We start from the raw sequence: 14,705 nt of genomic DNA on the forward strand, positions 1-14,705 counted from the left end.
TGATTCCCCCTCTTTTTTTAAAGAGGGGTTAGGGGAGATTATTGATCGTTTGAAGAGAAGTCCTTATACCCCAAACGATCGGGTGGCATTCATACCGCCTCCAATTTAGTTGATAAAGTGGAGAGCAATAATTGGTCTTAAACTTTATTAGTTACTGGTCTTACGAGTAGTTCCAGATCTGAATAGTGGGTTTCAGGTTAAGTCGTTAGAACAATCAAATTTGAGAATGAAATGAAATCTTCACTGCCGCTGACGGCAAGTATATATGCTCTTTTGGTACTGATTTGGGCGACGACGCCGCTCGCGATTGTGTGGAGTGTGCAGGAAATACATCCGATGTGGGTGTTGATTATCCGTTACTTCGGCGCATCTATTATTGCGCTGTTTCTGTTGAAATTGATGCGTGATCCTTTGCCGTTTGATGAAACCTCATTAAAAAGTTATGTGGCAGGGAGTTTGAATTTGATTGGCGCACAGTTATTTATTTATCTGGCAGCCAATTATCTCACCTCAGGTTTAATGGCACTGATTTTTGGTTTTTCACCCTTAATTGCCGGTTTGATTGGGCATGTAATTTTAAAAACACATAAATTGGTCGCTTTGCAGTGGTTGGGCATGGCGGTTGCAGTGGGAGGTCTAACTTTTGTCTTTGCAGATTCTGCTGATAGCAAAGTCAATCCAATTGGCGTTGTACTGATGCTAATCAGTATGGTGTCGTATATTAGTTCGATTTTTTGGGTGAAACAGATTAACGCACCGTTAAAACCGATGTCTCAGGCAACAGGTTCTCTGATTGTTTCTGCTTTAGGATCGATGCTCATTATTCCATTTATTTGGCAGCATTTTCCAACCGAATTGCCAGGCGGCCGTGCGATGATTGGATTTGTCTTTACTATGATCATGTCATCCATTGTAGCAATGCTGTGTTACTTCTGGCTGATCAAACGTTTGGCGGCATCAACGGTGTCACTCAGTAATGTGATGACACCTGTCATAGCATTGGTTTTGGGAGCGACGTTGAACAGTGAACATATTAGCTCCAATGCCTTTGTTGGAATCGTGGTCGTGATGTTTGGTATTGTGATGTACTTTTGGAAAGAGTGGCGCGAGCAATATTTTAATAAAGTACGTTGAACCTCGTACATCTAGAGAATTATACGGAAGCTGCGGCTTCCTTTTTTTTCTATACCTTTGCGCTAAAGAGCGTGTTTCACATGGAACATGATGGCATTGTCGAAACAATCGACAGTTGGTGTAAAAACAACAAAATAACAAACAACAGCTACAGTCAGTTTGAGTACTATGGAATGAGCTATAAAATCAAATAGATCTGTTTGATAAAAATAAATTTAGGACAATTTTAAATGTCTGAATCTAACAAAATCGTGGTATATGCAGCGCTCTTCGGCAATTTAGCGATTGCACTGGTGAAGTTTGTCGCTGCCTATATCACGAATAGTTCGGCCATGTTGAGTGAAGCTATTCACTCTGTGGTTGATACTTTAAATGAAATCTTACTGCTCTACGGTATGAAAAAATCGCAGCAGCCAGCAAATGCACGCCATCCGTTTGGCTATGGGAGAGAGCTGTATTTTTGGGCTTTTATTGTGGCGTTAATGGTCTTTGCTTTGGGTGCGATCGTGTCGATTTATCAAGGGATTAGTCATATTTATCATCCCGAAGAAATGCAAAATCCGATGATTAACTATATCGTATTAGGTATTGCGATTTTGTGTGAAGGGACCTCTTGGTTTGTGGCATTGAAAGCATTTCGTAAAATCAAAGGGAAACAGGGCTATTTTGAAGCATTTCGACGCAGTAAAGATCCGACGACATTTACCGTGTTATTTGAAGATTCAGCAGCGCTGATTGGTCTGTTTATTGCCCTGATCGGTATCTATTTATCACACGCGCTGAATATGCCAATGCTTGATGGTCTGGCATCAATTCTAATTGGGGTTGTACTCGCTATTTCAGCAATTTTACTTGCACGTGAGACTAAAGGATTGCTCATGGGAGAAACTGCTGACCCACAATTGAGGCATAATGTCTTGATGGTTGCAGAGCAAGATCCAGCAGTGCATTCTGCCAATGGGGTGTTAACAGAGCAGATGGGTGCACATCAAGTTTTGGCATCTTTGAGTCTTGAATTTAAAGATAATTTAACGTCAGATGATATAGAAGCTTGTGTCAACAGAATTGAAGCACAAATTAAACAGCTTCATCCTGAAATTGTGGCACTCTTTGTCAAGCCTCAATCTCGGAAGGTTTGGCTTGAGCGCATGAAAGGTCGTCTTGATCAATAGGTCTGCGAGGTTAAATACTTTGCAAGGTTTGTCAGCATAGTGAATGAATTTTAAATACACATGAATCAAAAAACTCAATCAGCACAGTTTCAAATCAGTACTAAAAGCTGTATGAAACATACGTGGACGAAGCCTGTATTTGATTATCTGGCAACTGACCATTTTAATGGGGAAAAATTCTTTAATACCCTTCGAAATCCAGATGCGTTTACGCGTAAAGATATGCTGAAATGGATCATGACGCGTAAAAGCGATACATGGAAAGTAGATCGTGAGCAAGAATACCAACAGTTTTTTGCTTCTTCGCGTAGCATTCCGCACAATCGGCCATTGGCTAAAATGGATGATTGGTTGGTTTGGTTTGTCGGACATGCGACGGTTTTGATTCAAATTGGGCCATATAATTTTTTGACCGATCCTGTATGGGCGGAGTATGCAGGACCACGTCAAGGGACTGGACCACGACGTGCTTGTCCTGCAGGAATTGCCTTAGAAGAATTACCTACAATTCATGGGGTTTTACTGAGCCATAATCATTATGATCATATGGATTTAGCAACCTTGAATTGGTTACATGAACAATTTGCTATGCCGATTTATACTGGTTTAGGCAATGCTTATTATTTGCCCACACATTTCAATGTCATTGAACTTGATTGGTGGCAATCGGAAATGTTTGAAGATTTGCGCATCGTTTATACGCCTGCACAGCATGGTTCAGGTCGTGGTTGGCGAGATCAAAATCATGCCTTATGGGGAGGTTTTTCCATCGTGCATAGTACAGGACATTTCTTCTTTGCTGGAGATACGGGTTATGCTGCACATTTCAAACAAATCCATACACGCTTAGGTGCACCCCGAGTAGCATTATTACCGATTGGAGCTTATGAGCCACGTCGTTTAATGAAATATTTGCACATGAATCCCGAAGAAGCTTTTCAGGCGCATAAAGATTTACAGTCAAAATGTTCATTGGCAATGCATTATCGGACTTTTCAGTTGACTGATGAAGCTAGAGACCAACCTGAACATGACTTACATCATGCAATGCGAAAAACATCAAAGTTAATGAATCCATTTTTAACCATGCATGAAGGCAAAAAATTGATTGTTTAAGGATTAATTAGAAGGTAATTGGAATATTTAATGCCAAGAAAAAACCACCTTAAAAGGTGGTTTTTTTATTCAAAGATAAAACTTAAAGCAAGCCTGGATTACCTTGAGCTGGATCAGTTGTACGAGCAGCTTGCGCATCCGCTACAGTTAAGCCTAATGCTTTTGCAACACCTTCACCATAAGCTGGATCACATGCGTAACAGTTACGGATATGACGATATTTGATGAAGTCGAGTGCATCGCCCATTGCGCCAGCAGTGTTATTAAACAATGCTTGTTTTTGTTCATCATTCATTAAGTTGAATAATGCACGTGGTTGACTGAAATAGTCGCTGTCATCTTCACGATAATCCCACAAGTCAGCATCACCAGTAATTTTCAATGGTGGTTCTTTGTATTGTGGTTGCTCTTGCCATTGGCTGAAGCTGTTTGGTTCATAATGCGGTGTTGCACCATAGTTACCATCCATACGGCCTTGACCATCACGACGGTTGGAATGAACAGGGCAACGTGGTGCATTTACAGGAATTTGGTAATGGTTTACACCCACGCGATAACGTGCAGCATCAGCATAGTTGAATAAACGCGCTTGCAGCATACGGTCAGGTGAGAAGCTAATGCCCGGCACCAAGTTACTTGGTGCAAAAGCGGCTTGTTCAACATCTTGGAAATAGTTTTCAGGGTTACGGTTGAGTTCAAATTCACCCACTTCAATCAACGGATAGTCGCCTTTAGGCCATACTTTGGTTAAATCAAATGGGTGATAAGGTACTTTTTCTGCATCAAGTTCAGGCATGATTTGAACGTACATTTTCCATTTTGGAAAATCGCCGCGTTCAATTGCATTGAACAGATCGGTTTGTGAGCTTTCACGGTCTTTGGCAATAATCGCTTCAGCTTCAGCATCGGTTAAGTTTTTAATGCCTTGTTGAGTGCGCATGTGGAATTTAACCCAGAAGCGTTCATTATTGGCATTAATAAAACTGAAAGTATGACTGCCAAAACCATGCATATGACGGTAACCATCTGGAATACCGCGGTCAGACATCACAATCGTAACTTGGTGTAGAGCTTCAGGTAGTAAAGTCCAAAAATCCCAGTTATTAGTTGCACTACGCTTATTGGTTTTAGGATCGCGTTTTACTGCTTTGTTTAAGTCAGGGAATTTACGTGCATCACGTAGGAAGAAGACAGGTGTGTTATTACCAACTAAATCCCAATTACCTTCTTCAGTATAGAATTTAAGGGCAAAACCACGAATATCGCGTTCTGCATCTGCAGCACCACGCTCACCCGCTACGGTAGAGAAACGAGCAAAAAGTTCAGTTTTTTTACCAACTTCTGAGAAAATTTTAGCGCGGGTATATTGGGTAATATCGTTAGTCACGGTAAACGTACCGAAAGCACCAGAACCTTTGGCATGCATACGACGCTCTGGAATTACTTCACGAACGAAATTACCGAGTTTTTCATTAAGCCACAGGTCTTGGGCAAGTAAAGGACCACGTGCACCTGCCGTCATACTGTTCTGGTTGTCTACAACAGGAGCACCAGCATCAGTTGTTAGGTGGGTGACAGGACATTTTTTAACGTCGTCGCTCATTGAGTATCTCCATTATTATAATCATGTATTAAAGTTGGGAGTTATAACCTTTCAATTGATAACACGCTCAACAGCACATGACATTAACCGTTTTGTTAATTCATTTTAAAGTGACAATGTGACAACAGTTTTTCTCTCATTCTAAAATTTTTCAAGCAGCAATCAATCGAAGAGAAGTCATAAAACTGTAGCCGTTAAAAGCTTAAAAATCTTTATATACTTATTGACTCTAAAGCTTTCTGTGGCTTTTGACAAATGGAAAAATAGTTTTGAATAAATGGTTAATTCGATTGATTAAGTTATTGAATTTATATTATTTATATATTTTGTTTTAATATTTTATCCATGAATTAAACTCAAATATAAAGCTATGATAGGTAGAACAGGACGAAATATCTAAATCCATATTTTTATTATGGATTTTAGACTTCATATAGGTTTTTTAGCTGATTCTAGTTAATGAAAGACATTTTGAGCTATTAATATTGGAGAGTTTTTCAACATTAAAGACATTATTTAATACTTAAAATAAGCTAAAAATACAGCTGAAGAAATATTGGCAAGTGGTCTAAGTTGTTTTAGAAAATTGTAAATAAATTTTTATGGGGTGATGCTAGTTGGCACACCTATCTTTATTGTTGTCAGGTCAGGTGTAGTCACTCCAGCGTGAATCGATTCCTACATCATATCAACATACTAGGCAACCTTACGTGATCGCATATCGTAGTTGAGGGGGTTAATGGCGAACCCATTGTAACTTCGGGTTATATTTTACTACCTAAAGGATAAGCTCCTAAACAAGACTGGACCGTATTGGCATGAGCACATGGCACGACTCGTGTGGCTGATACAAGTGCTCCTTCAAGTGATTATACAATGGGCCTGTATATAGTTTGCAACTAGTCATAGATGGTGCAATCGACAGTTGTTTGAGGCATGGCTATGTAGTGGTTGCAACAGATTATAAGGACTGGGTAAGCCAAAACTGCACCCTCATATGAATGTAGTCAGTTAAGTTTATAATTTGGTGCATTCTGTGCGTGCATTGCATTCTTGGAAGCCGAGGCAATTTAGTAAAGACTGGATGCTGATGGGGCGTAGTCAAGGTGGTGCAGCTGTGATTGCGGTTGCAGCTCAGGAGCAAAAAGATGCGCTTGAATTAAATTTTAAAGCTGCAATACCCTTGGCACCAGGTAGTTATCAATATGAATGTATTGCTGAATACGTAGAAACCAATCCAAATCCAGATACCAACGTAGCGGCATTTTGCCCCAGCGTGTTGTAGGGAGCAGCCGCAGCAGATCGATCAATGTAGATCAACAGGTTAGTCTAGATATGCATTCTTTATTAAATCAGGCCCGTAAACGCTGTTTGTCAGAACTACAAACTGAGTTAAAACAAGCACCTCAGCCAATCTTTTAAAAAATTCAGACTTAAGGCCATCCCTAAGCTATTTAAAACGGCAGTCGATTGAATATAAGATCCTAACCGTAACACTGATGTTTGTTTAAGGCGCCGCAGACCATTTGTAGATCACCTTGGTACTCAAAGTTATTACCAGAAAGTGTGCAAATAAAAAATTGCCAGCAGTTTATCAGGCGATCCCAAATGGCTATCCTCGGGGTGCATTAGGCCATAGTCCAAAATATACGGCTGAATTTTTAAAGAGCTTACAACTGGCCAGCATTGCAAAGGCGTATAAATGAGATAAGTAAGCTGGCAATAAAAGCTTAGCTTCTAAAGCACTTTTATTGAAGGATGAACCAAGTGATGAATGATTTTCTTCTACCGTAAAAATGAATTTCCTAAATATCTAAAATAACTGGTTTAAGAGCCGGTTTTTTTGTAAATAACATGACTTTATTTTATTCACCGATGCATTTGAAACGTCATTAGACTTGTCCTCGAAGTCTAATCGCGCAACATATGAATTATATCTCGCTTTAATTCATCCCATTCAGTAAAGTTGGGTACGATCAACAAGCTTTGCGACACAAAGCCATAACACACTCTTTGTATATTTAAAGCCATTGGCTTGAGCTTTTCCTCGTTATTTATAAAAGGCTTAAGCATGTGTTGCCACATTTGCACCATCATGACATAACTTTTACGGTAACTTTCAATATCTGAAATCCGCCGTTCCAATAAAAACACCTGTGACCATAAAAACTGCTGCGCTTGAATTTGCTCAATTTGAAAGTGGATGATTTGCTGTAAATACTCTTGAAAATCCAAATCTGTGGATAACTTCATCAGCGATTGTGCATAAGTTTTCATCTGTTCGGCATTGTGTTTCACATGCAAATGAATGGTTAGCGCAATCAAATCTTCCTTCTTGGAAAAATATTCATAAAATGTCCCTAAGCCAACGCCTGCAAGGTCGGTAATTTCACGAATGGTAATTTTGTCGGCAGGGCGCTCATGCAAAAGCCGAACAAAACTTTCCTGTAAGGCTTCTTGGGTGAGCTTTGCACGTGATTGACGAGGCTTACGCCGTATCTGAATGGCTGAATTCTTCATATTGTTAAGCGCTGAAAACCGAACGTCTATGCTTTAAATTTTCTCTATACTGAAATGAAAAGCAAACAAGAACAAGTGGAAAATATAGACGATGAATACATTAGAACAGCCATGGATGACGTATCAAATCAGCAACCAATTTGATGAACTAGAAAACTACAATCTATTTTCAAGCGATACGGTTTTACATGAAATCTTAAAACGCTGCAGCAGCCATGATCAGCCGACTTTATGCGAAATGGGCAAAGTGGCAGGTTCGAGTGAATACTTTCAGCATGGGGCTTTAGCCAACAAACATACCCCAATTTTACATGCCTTCGATGCGCGAGGCCGCCGTACTGACTTTATCGAGTTTCATCCTTCATGGCATAAATGGATGGGACTCAACCGCCAGTTTGATACCCATGCACATCCATTTAATCAGCCAAATTCCAAGGCAAAATGGGTGGAATGGGCAGCACGTTTTTATTTAGCAGGTCAGGTCGAGTGCGGCAATTTATGTCCAAATTCAATGACGCTCGGCAGTATTCCACTCATTCAGCGCGAACCTGAACTGTGGGCCAAAATTGGCGAGAAACTACTATCGACTGAATATGATGAACGCGATGTACCGATTGCGCAGAAAAAGTCGATTTGGCTCGGTATGGGCATGACCGAAAAGCAGGGCGGTTCAGATGTACGTGCTAATGAAACTATAGCTGTGCCTGTGGCAGAAACAGGACGAGGCAAAGCTTATTTACTCACGGGGCATAAATGGTTTTTCTCTGCACCGATGTGTGATGCGCATTTGGTGGTGGCAAAAACCGAACAAGATGGTTTGGCTTGTTTCTTTGTGCCGCGTTGGTTGGAAGATGGCACGAAGAATAATATTCAGGTGCAACGCCTAAAAGAAAAAGTCGGTAACCGCAGTAATTCAAGCTCGGAAGTCGAATTCAAAAATGCGTGGGGCATTATGATTGGTGAGGCAGGGCGTGGCATTCCAACCATTATTGAAATGGCGAATTATACCCGTCTGACCTGTTCGGTCGGTTCGAGCGCCATGCTGCGTCAAGCTTTGGTGCAATGCATTGCCTATACCCGTCAGCGTCAGGCTTTTGGTAAACATTTGATTGAACAACCCTTAATGCGTGCAGTTTTGGCAGATTTGGCTTTAGAGAGTGAAGCAGCGACGCAGCTCAGTTTCCATTTGGCGCAGTGCTATGAATCAGATGATGCCTTGTCTGTGGCATGGAAACGCATTATGACCCCAGCAGCTAAGTTTTGGATTTGTAAACGTGCAGTCGAACTCACTGGTGAGATGATGGAAGTTTTTGGCGGCAATGGCTATGTTGATAACGGCATCATGGCGCGCATTTTTAAAGAAGCACCTGTGAATACCATTTGGGAAGGTTCAGGTAATGTTATGTGCCTAGATGTGCTGCGCGCGATTGGGCGTGATCCTGAATCTATTGAGGTGCTGTTTAAAGATTTGGCCAGTACAGCAAGTACAGATGAAAGCTTGCAAACAGAATTGCAGGACTTGTTCAGGTTGTTCCATCAATCGCCTGAAGATTTACAATTTATGGGGCGCAGTTTGGTCAGTCGTTTAACGGTACTTGCACAAGCGGTGTTATTGAAACGCTATGCGCCTGATTATGTAGCAAATGGTTTTATTCAAAGCCGTTATAGCGCTAAACACGGGCAAGTGGTGGGGATGTTGGATGCCAAAATGGTCGATGTAGAGCGTTTGTTGGAACGGGCTTTCGCAAGTTAAATACAATGTATTTCCCTCTCTTAATGGGAGAGGGTTTTGGAGATGGGAATAATGTGGGAAAACAATTTTTTATGGACATGGGACTAACGACGCTGTATCAAAAAGCCATAGGAAAGTGCTTGAAAAAATCTAAAAATAGACCAATATATGCACTACAGCACGAAGGTGCTGTATAGGCAAAAGGTGAATGCAAATGGCAAAGAAAAAAGTCCTGCCAGAAGTTGAAGTTCGCAACTTCGTGGCAAAACACATGAATGATTTTAACAAAAGCCAAACTTTTGTAGATCGAAAGAAAAATGCGAAACGTGGCTATGACAAGCACAAAAAAGGGAGATACTCAAATGACTATCTCCCTTTTTATTGGTCTGTATTTTTATAATTTAACTGACTATTCGTGTCGCTGATTTCACCATATCACCTAGACCATGAGTCTTAAAGTAATACTCCATTAAGCTTTTCACCATCAGTGGATTATTCATGCTTAAGGCACGATCTAAGAGCTCTTTTGCATCTGGCATCGGCACATGGCAGATGGCTTTACGAACTTTCAGGATATTACTCGAACTCATCGATAGGGTATTAAAGCCCATTGCCATCAATAAAATAGCGGTGAGTGGATCACCAGCCATTTCCCCGCAAATACTAATCGGCTTGTCGTATTTATGACATTCTTGCACCAAACGAGTCAGCGCACGAAGTACGGCTGGGTGTGAGTGTGAATAGACATTGGCAACACGTGGGTTATTACGGTCAACCGCAAGTAAATATTGGGTTAAATCGTTTGATCCGACCGAGAAGAAGTCAACCAATTCAGCAAATTCATCGATCTGTAACAGCACACTCGGCACTTCGACCATGATGCCGATTTTGGGTTTGGTAATTTTCACCTGTTCTTCTTCTTGCACCGCTTGCCAGTCACGATCGAGCAAATACAACGCTTCTTCGACTTCGCTGACACTGGTCACCATCGGCAGCAAAATATGCAAGTTGTTCAGGCCAATACTGGCTTTGAGCATTGCACGAATTTGGGCTGAAAAAATCTCAGGATGATCAAGGGTAAAGCGAATCCCACGCCAACCCAGAGCTGAGTTTTCTTCTTCAATCGAGAAATAAGGCAGGTCTTTATCTGCACCAATATCGAGGGTACGCATCACCACTGGTTTATTGGCAAAATGACTGAGCTGTTGACGGTAAATCGCCCGTTGTTCTTCTTCACCTGGGAAGCGATCACGCAGCATAAATGGAATTTCAGAACGGTATAGACCGACACCTTTGGCGCCACGTTGTACACCGCGAACTACATCGATCATCAAGCCGGTATTTACAAACAATCGAACAGCGACGCCATCTGGCGTGATGGCATCTTTTGTTTCGTATTGTTTTAGGTCTTTGGCAATTTGCTCTTCTTCTTTTTGAATCTCTTTATAACGTGTGCGTAAACGACGAGGTGGATTGATGAATACACGACCTTGATGTGCATCGACAATCATTTCGACATCATCAAGGGTGTTAATCGGAAGTTCAGTCACACCGACTACAGTTGGAATGCCGAGGGCACGCGCCACAATCACCATGTGTGAGTTCATGGCACCTTCAGTGGTCACAATCGCTGCGATTTTATCGACTGGGAGTTCAACCAAAGCAGCTGTAGAAATTTCTTCACCAATTAAAATACTTTCATCGGTGATTTCACGGTGACTAGCATCTGCTTCTTGCAAAAAGGCCAAGATACGACGCCCTAGATCTTTTAAGTCTGAAACACGCTCACGGAGATAGTCATCCTCCATCTGTGCAAAGAGCGCAATGTGTTTATCAATGACAATGCGAACAGCACCTTGTGCCCAGTTACCGTCGCGGATTTCACTTTTGATTTCCGCGGGGAGGGCATTGGCATCGAGCATCCGTAAGAACACGCTAAATAATGCCCGTTCTTCAGCCATGAGGGCATCTTGCATTTTTTCATCAAGCGACTGAATTTCTTGGCGAACTGCGTCTATGGCATTGTCGAGTAATTCAAGCTCCTCACTAATGTCATCGGCTTCACGATCAGGCACTGAAGCCAAGTCAGCAGGTGGATATAAGATGACTGCACGACCTAGAGCAATGCCGCCTGAACCTGAAATGCCTTGGAAGGTTTTATAGGCTGGGAGGTTGTTCGGTTTACGAAAGACTTCGATATTCCCGACGGCATGTGCATGGGCAATCACCCCTGAAAGTTGAGCGCATAGGGTCACGAGGAAGGATTCGGCAGCTTCGCTAAAGTCTTGAGGTTCTTTGTTTTGAACCACCAAGACACCCATAACTTTACGGCGATACATTACCGGAACACCGAGGAAGGAATTGTAAATTTCTTCTCCCGTTTCTGGCAGATACATAAAGCGTTCGTGTTTGGGAGCATTGTCTAAGTTGACGATTTCTTCACGTTGTCCAACTAAGCCGACCAAACCTTCACTGGTATGCAAAGAGACATGCCCAACGGCTTCAGGGTTTAAACCCTTAGAAGCCATCAGTAAATAACGATGGTTTCGTTCATCAAGCAAGTAGATTGAGCAGACATCCACATGCATGGCTTCTGCCACTTGATTGACCATTATGTCTAAAGATTCATGCAAACTGGCTGACGCATTAATCTCTTGGACTATGCGTCTTAATGTATCCAGCTGCATGTTCGACATCGTGTCTGCTCCAAAATTTATTCTGCTTTATTTATAACAACACTCATCCTAAAAATCTGCATCCATTCTGCAAATTTTTACGGCTTTTGTGGAAGCTGACTGCACAGTTCCACCATGGCTTTACGATATACATCGCGTTTAAAATTCACCACTTGTCCTAGTGGGTACCAATAGCTGACCCATTGCCATTGATCAAACTCAGGTGGATCTGACAAATCAAGCTGAATATGCTGTGCTGAAGCTGTCAGTTTCAATAAAAACCACTTTTGCTTTTGACCAATACAAACGGGGGCTGAATCGGTACGTATATACCGATGTGGCAAACGATAGCGCAACCACCCTTGGGTTTGTGCTATCACCTGGACGTGTTCGGGCAGTAAGCCAACTTCTTCTCTCAGCTCACGGTAAAGTGCCTGTTCGGGGGTTTCTCCATGTTGGATACCTCCTTGTGGAAATTGCCAGGCATTGTGACCAATGCGCTTTGCCCATAAAACTTGTCCAATGTCGTTTGCCAAAATGATCCCGACGTTGGGTCGGAAACCTTCTGAATCGATCATTTGGCTACCTAAATATTGTGTAATTTATGACTTTGCTCGCGGGGACGTTTATTTCTGTGTCCATCTCGAAAAAGCAAAGTGTAAAAATGTTAAAATTGTTATGATCTTAACGAATTTCTATCGACTAGCGGAGATAGATTTACAATTTTTTTCTTAAATTTCAGCTTTTACGAGTATTTTCATGAAATTGGCACTGTTTGACCTTGATCACACCTTATTAAATACCGACTCAGACCATTCTTGGGGGGAGTTTTTGGTCAATGAAGGCTTGGTTGATCCAATTCGTCATCGTGCCATGAATGACAAATTTTATGATGATTATAAAAAAGGCCAGCTTGACCCGATTGCCTATAACGAATTTGTATTTGAGTTTTTAACCCAACATGACAATGCCTACTTAACTGAGTTACATCAGTTGTTTATGAAAAAAGTTATTCGTGCGCAAATGCGTCCAGAGGGCTATGCTGCCATTCAGCGCCATCAAGATGCAGGGCATCAATTGGTCGGGATCACCGCAACGTCTGATTTTATTACCGCACCGATTTTTCGTGAATTCGGCATTACTGAAATCATTGCGACCAATGCCGAAATTGTGAATGGTAAATATACAGGTAAAGTAATTAATACTCCGTGCTATCAAAAGGGCAAATTAGTCCGTTTGAATCAATGGTTAGAAGGTCGTGATGTTACAGAGTCTTGGGCGTATTCAGATTCGATTAATGACCGTTTCCTGTTGGAATATGCGGATCATGCAATTGCAGTCAATCCAGATGATCGTTTAGAGGTCCTAGCAAAAGAACAAGGTTGGGACATTCAAGACTGGTCAATTCAAGCCTAAAGATGAACATGAAAAAAAAGCATCTTGAGATGCTTTTTTATTTGATGTTCTTTTGATTAACCTTCGACTCACTTATTTGAACTATCGCTCCGTATGCAGACAGAAGCTTCTTTTAAACATTTAATTCAAATCTTTATTGGGCCACGTGCTCAATCTTATTTAAATTTCATTGAACAACAAGTTGGACAGAACAATGGTCTGAGTTGGGCAGGGCTAATTTTTGGACCCTATTGGTTACTCTATCGAAAGATGTACCGCTATTTCTTCTTATTCTTTGCGGTTGGTTTTTTGATTAGCATGTTGGCACTCATCATCGGTGTGCCTGAACAAGTCTTGATGGGGCTAGCATTGATTCCTAACGTCGTACTCGCAGGGATCGGAAAGCGTTTATATAGCGATTTTGCGGTGCAAAAGACCAAAGCCTATATGCAGCAGCCAAAATATAGTGAACAGGTGTTTGCTGAAGAAGGGGGAGTGAACTGGGGGCTACCTTTATTGTTGGTATTTATTCAATCTGTCGTGATGATTATGCTCAGTTTGCCTTTTATTCAATTTTCACCGCTATAGAATTCTGTAATTGAGTGCGTGTTCATTCCATGTTATATCCTTAAAACAGAATAATTTTGTATCCATAAATAATAAGTTTTAACACGGAGAATGACAATGAGTGTACGTCCACGCATGACTCATCTATTTGAACAACTGGGTTTAGATTCGAGTGAAGACGCGATTGCTTTATTTATCGTGACGCATCAACTCAGTGCCCAAACTAAAATCACCGAAGCAGATTATTGGACAGATGCTCAGCGCCAGTTCTTGGCCGAAAAAATTAAGTCAGATGGTGAATGGGCGATTATTGTCGATCAATTGAATGAATCATTACATGAAGATTCATTGACGAAGTAAAACTGACAGGTCTTCCTTAGTTTTTAATGGGATCAGCTGAAAAAGGCGATCCCATTTTTACTGAAAAACTGATGTTACGTACGTAAAAGTTATTTCGTGTTTTTAAAATGATTTTTAAGTCTATTCAACGAAGTCTTACATCTAGGAATTGAATAAATTGATTGGCATTCGGCTGGAGGTACTTTTGTTTCGGCAAAAGTACCCAAAACCATTGTCATCCGCAAAACTCGTTCACTACCGTCTAATTATTCAAAGTATCGCAAAAAACATTTTTGATGAGAAGTAGTCCTATCTCAAACACTTGCGGATGACCTTGCCGCTTATCGTTCTTATATTTGAATCAACTTGCACTTCTGATGTTACTGTATAACATCAGTGAAAAGAGGTTGAACTTTCACAATAAGTAAGAGCATCTATTGCTGACCTTGAGC

Annotated in this window: 13 protein-coding genes; 9 read left to right on the forward strand and 4 right to left on the reverse strand. The window is 41.2% G+C overall.

The window, feature by feature from the left end; genetic code table 11:
* Nucleotides 1–231 precede the first annotated feature (231 nt).
* From AC25JC_RS07430 to AC25JC_RS07440, 3 genes are all read left to right on the forward strand, one after another.
* Entirely contained in the window at nt 232–1,134 is a 903-nt protein-coding gene (locus AC25JC_RS07430) for a DMT family transporter (RefSeq protein ID WP_486923776.1), read from the forward strand.
* Nucleotides 1,135–1,364: 230 nt separating this feature from the next.
* Entirely contained in the window at nt 1,365–2,306 is a 942-nt protein-coding gene (locus AC25JC_RS07435) for a cation diffusion facilitator family transporter (protein ID WP_078192768.1), read from the forward strand.
* A gap of 60 nt (nt 2,307–2,366) precedes the next feature.
* Nucleotides 2,367–3,422: an MBL fold metallo-hydrolase gene (locus AC25JC_RS07440; RefSeq protein WP_078192767.1), complete on the forward strand. Its 1,056-nt coding sequence runs from the start codon at nt 2,367–2,369 to the stop codon at nt 3,420–3,422.
* An 82-nt stretch (nt 3,423–3,504) separates the two neighbouring features.
* Here the strand turns inward: AC25JC_RS07440 and AC25JC_RS07445 are convergent, their stop codons facing one another.
* Entirely contained in the window at nt 3,505–5,025 is a 1,521-nt protein-coding gene (locus tag AC25JC_RS07445; RefSeq protein WP_486923777.1) for a catalase, read from the reverse strand.
* Nucleotides 5,026–6,061: 1,036 nt separating this feature from the next.
* Here AC25JC_RS07445 and AC25JC_RS07450 point away from each other — a divergent pair.
* The gene (locus tag AC25JC_RS07450) at nt 6,062–6,310 is read left to right on the forward strand and encodes a hypothetical protein (RefSeq protein WP_486923778.1); all 249 of its coding nucleotides are present in this window, start codon (nt 6,062–6,064) and stop codon (nt 6,308–6,310) included.
* A 626-nt stretch (nt 6,311–6,936) separates the two neighbouring features.
* Here AC25JC_RS07450 and AC25JC_RS07455 read toward each other — a convergent pair.
* Nucleotides 6,937–7,545, reverse strand: coding sequence for a TetR/AcrR family transcriptional regulator (locus tag AC25JC_RS07455; protein WP_111884098.1), 609 nt, complete (start codon nt 7,543–7,545; stop codon nt 6,937–6,939).
* A 91-nt stretch (nt 7,546–7,636) separates the two neighbouring features.
* On the opposite strand from AC25JC_RS07455, the gene AC25JC_RS07460 reads away from it, so the two are divergent.
* Nucleotides 7,637–9,298, forward strand: a complete 1,662-nt coding sequence (locus AC25JC_RS07460) for an acyl-CoA dehydrogenase family protein (protein ID WP_486923779.1) — start codon at nt 7,637–7,639, stop codon at nt 9,296–9,298.
* Nucleotides 9,299–9,491: 193 nt separating this feature from the next.
* Nucleotides 9,492–9,677 carry a DUF7230 family protein gene (locus AC25JC_RS07465; protein WP_078192875.1) on the forward strand — a complete coding sequence of 62 codons (186 nt, stop codon included), beginning with the start codon at nt 9,492–9,494 and terminating at the stop codon, nt 9,675–9,677.
* Nucleotide 9,678: 1 nt separating this feature from the next.
* On the opposite strand, the gene ptsP is transcribed toward AC25JC_RS07465, so the two are convergent.
* Together ptsP and AC25JC_RS07475 are read right to left on the reverse strand one after the other, a co-directional pair.
* Entirely contained in the window at nt 9,679–11,973 is a 2,295-nt protein-coding gene (gene ptsP / locus AC25JC_RS07470; protein WP_180024480.1) for a phosphoenolpyruvate--protein phosphotransferase, read from the reverse strand.
* 77 nt (nt 11,974–12,050) lie between these two features.
* A complete protein-coding gene (locus tag AC25JC_RS07475) occupies nt 12,051–12,530 on the reverse strand; it encodes an RNA pyrophosphohydrolase (protein ID WP_078192761.1) in 480 nt (159 codons plus the stop codon).
* Nucleotides 12,531–12,711: 181 nt separating this feature from the next.
* Between AC25JC_RS07475 and AC25JC_RS07480 the strand changes: the two genes are divergently transcribed.
* The 3 genes from AC25JC_RS07480 to AC25JC_RS07490 all read left to right on the forward strand — a co-directional run bounded on the left by AC25JC_RS07480 (nt 12,712) and on the right by AC25JC_RS07490 (nt 14,274).
* Nucleotides 12,712–13,368, forward strand: coding sequence for an HAD family hydrolase (locus AC25JC_RS07480; protein ID WP_078192760.1), 657 nt, complete (start codon nt 12,712–12,714; stop codon nt 13,366–13,368).
* A gap of 93 nt (nt 13,369–13,461) precedes the next feature.
* Nucleotides 13,462–13,935: a DUF2628 domain-containing protein gene (locus tag AC25JC_RS07485; RefSeq protein WP_180132706.1), complete on the forward strand. Its 474-nt coding sequence runs from the start codon at nt 13,462–13,464 to the stop codon at nt 13,933–13,935.
* Nucleotides 13,936–14,031: 96 nt separating this feature from the next.
* Nucleotides 14,032–14,274, forward strand: a complete 243-nt coding sequence (locus tag AC25JC_RS07490; protein ID WP_078189726.1) for a DUF2789 family protein — start codon at nt 14,032–14,034, stop codon at nt 14,272–14,274.
* The last annotated feature ends 431 nt before the right edge of the window (nt 14,275–14,705 follow it).

Source organism: Acinetobacter sp. P37 (assembly GCF_057480965.1).

Excerpts from the sequence above, each read along its gene's own strand:
- AC25JC_RS07430 (WP_486923776.1), top strand. The coding sequence starts at position 232 with ATGAAATCTTCACTGCCGCTGACGGCAAGTATATATGCTCTTTTGGTA.
- AC25JC_RS07435 (WP_078192768.1), top strand. The coding sequence starts at position 1,365 with ATGTCTGAATCTAACAAAATCGTGGTATATGCAGCGCTCTTCGGCAAT.
- AC25JC_RS07440 (WP_078192767.1), top strand. The coding sequence starts at position 2,367 with ATGAATCAAAAAACTCAATCAGCACAGTTTCAAATCAGTACTAAAAGC.
- AC25JC_RS07445 (WP_486923777.1), bottom strand. The coding sequence starts at position 5,025 with ATGAGCGACGACGTTAAAAAATGTCCTGTCACCCACCTAACAACTGAT.
- AC25JC_RS07455 (WP_111884098.1), bottom strand. The coding sequence starts at position 7,545 with ATGAAGAATTCAGCCATTCAGATACGGCGTAAGCCTCGTCAATCACGT.
- AC25JC_RS07460 (WP_486923779.1), top strand. The coding sequence starts at position 7,637 with ATGAATACATTAGAACAGCCATGGATGACGTATCAAATCAGCAACCAA.
- AC25JC_RS07465 (WP_078192875.1), top strand. The coding sequence starts at position 9,492 with ATGGCAAAGAAAAAAGTCCTGCCAGAAGTTGAAGTTCGCAACTTCGTG.
- ptsP (WP_180024480.1), bottom strand. The coding sequence starts at position 11,973 with ATGTCGAACATGCAGCTGGATACATTAAGACGCATAGTCCAAGAGATT.
- AC25JC_RS07475 (WP_078192761.1), bottom strand. The coding sequence starts at position 12,530 with ATGATCGATTCAGAAGGTTTCCGACCCAACGTCGGGATCATTTTGGCA.
- AC25JC_RS07480 (WP_078192760.1), top strand. The coding sequence starts at position 12,712 with ATGAAATTGGCACTGTTTGACCTTGATCACACCTTATTAAATACCGAC.
- AC25JC_RS07485 (WP_180132706.1), top strand. The coding sequence starts at position 13,462 with ATGCAGACAGAAGCTTCTTTTAAACATTTAATTCAAATCTTTATTGGG.
- AC25JC_RS07490 (WP_078189726.1), top strand. The coding sequence starts at position 14,032 with ATGAGTGTACGTCCACGCATGACTCATCTATTTGAACAACTGGGTTTA.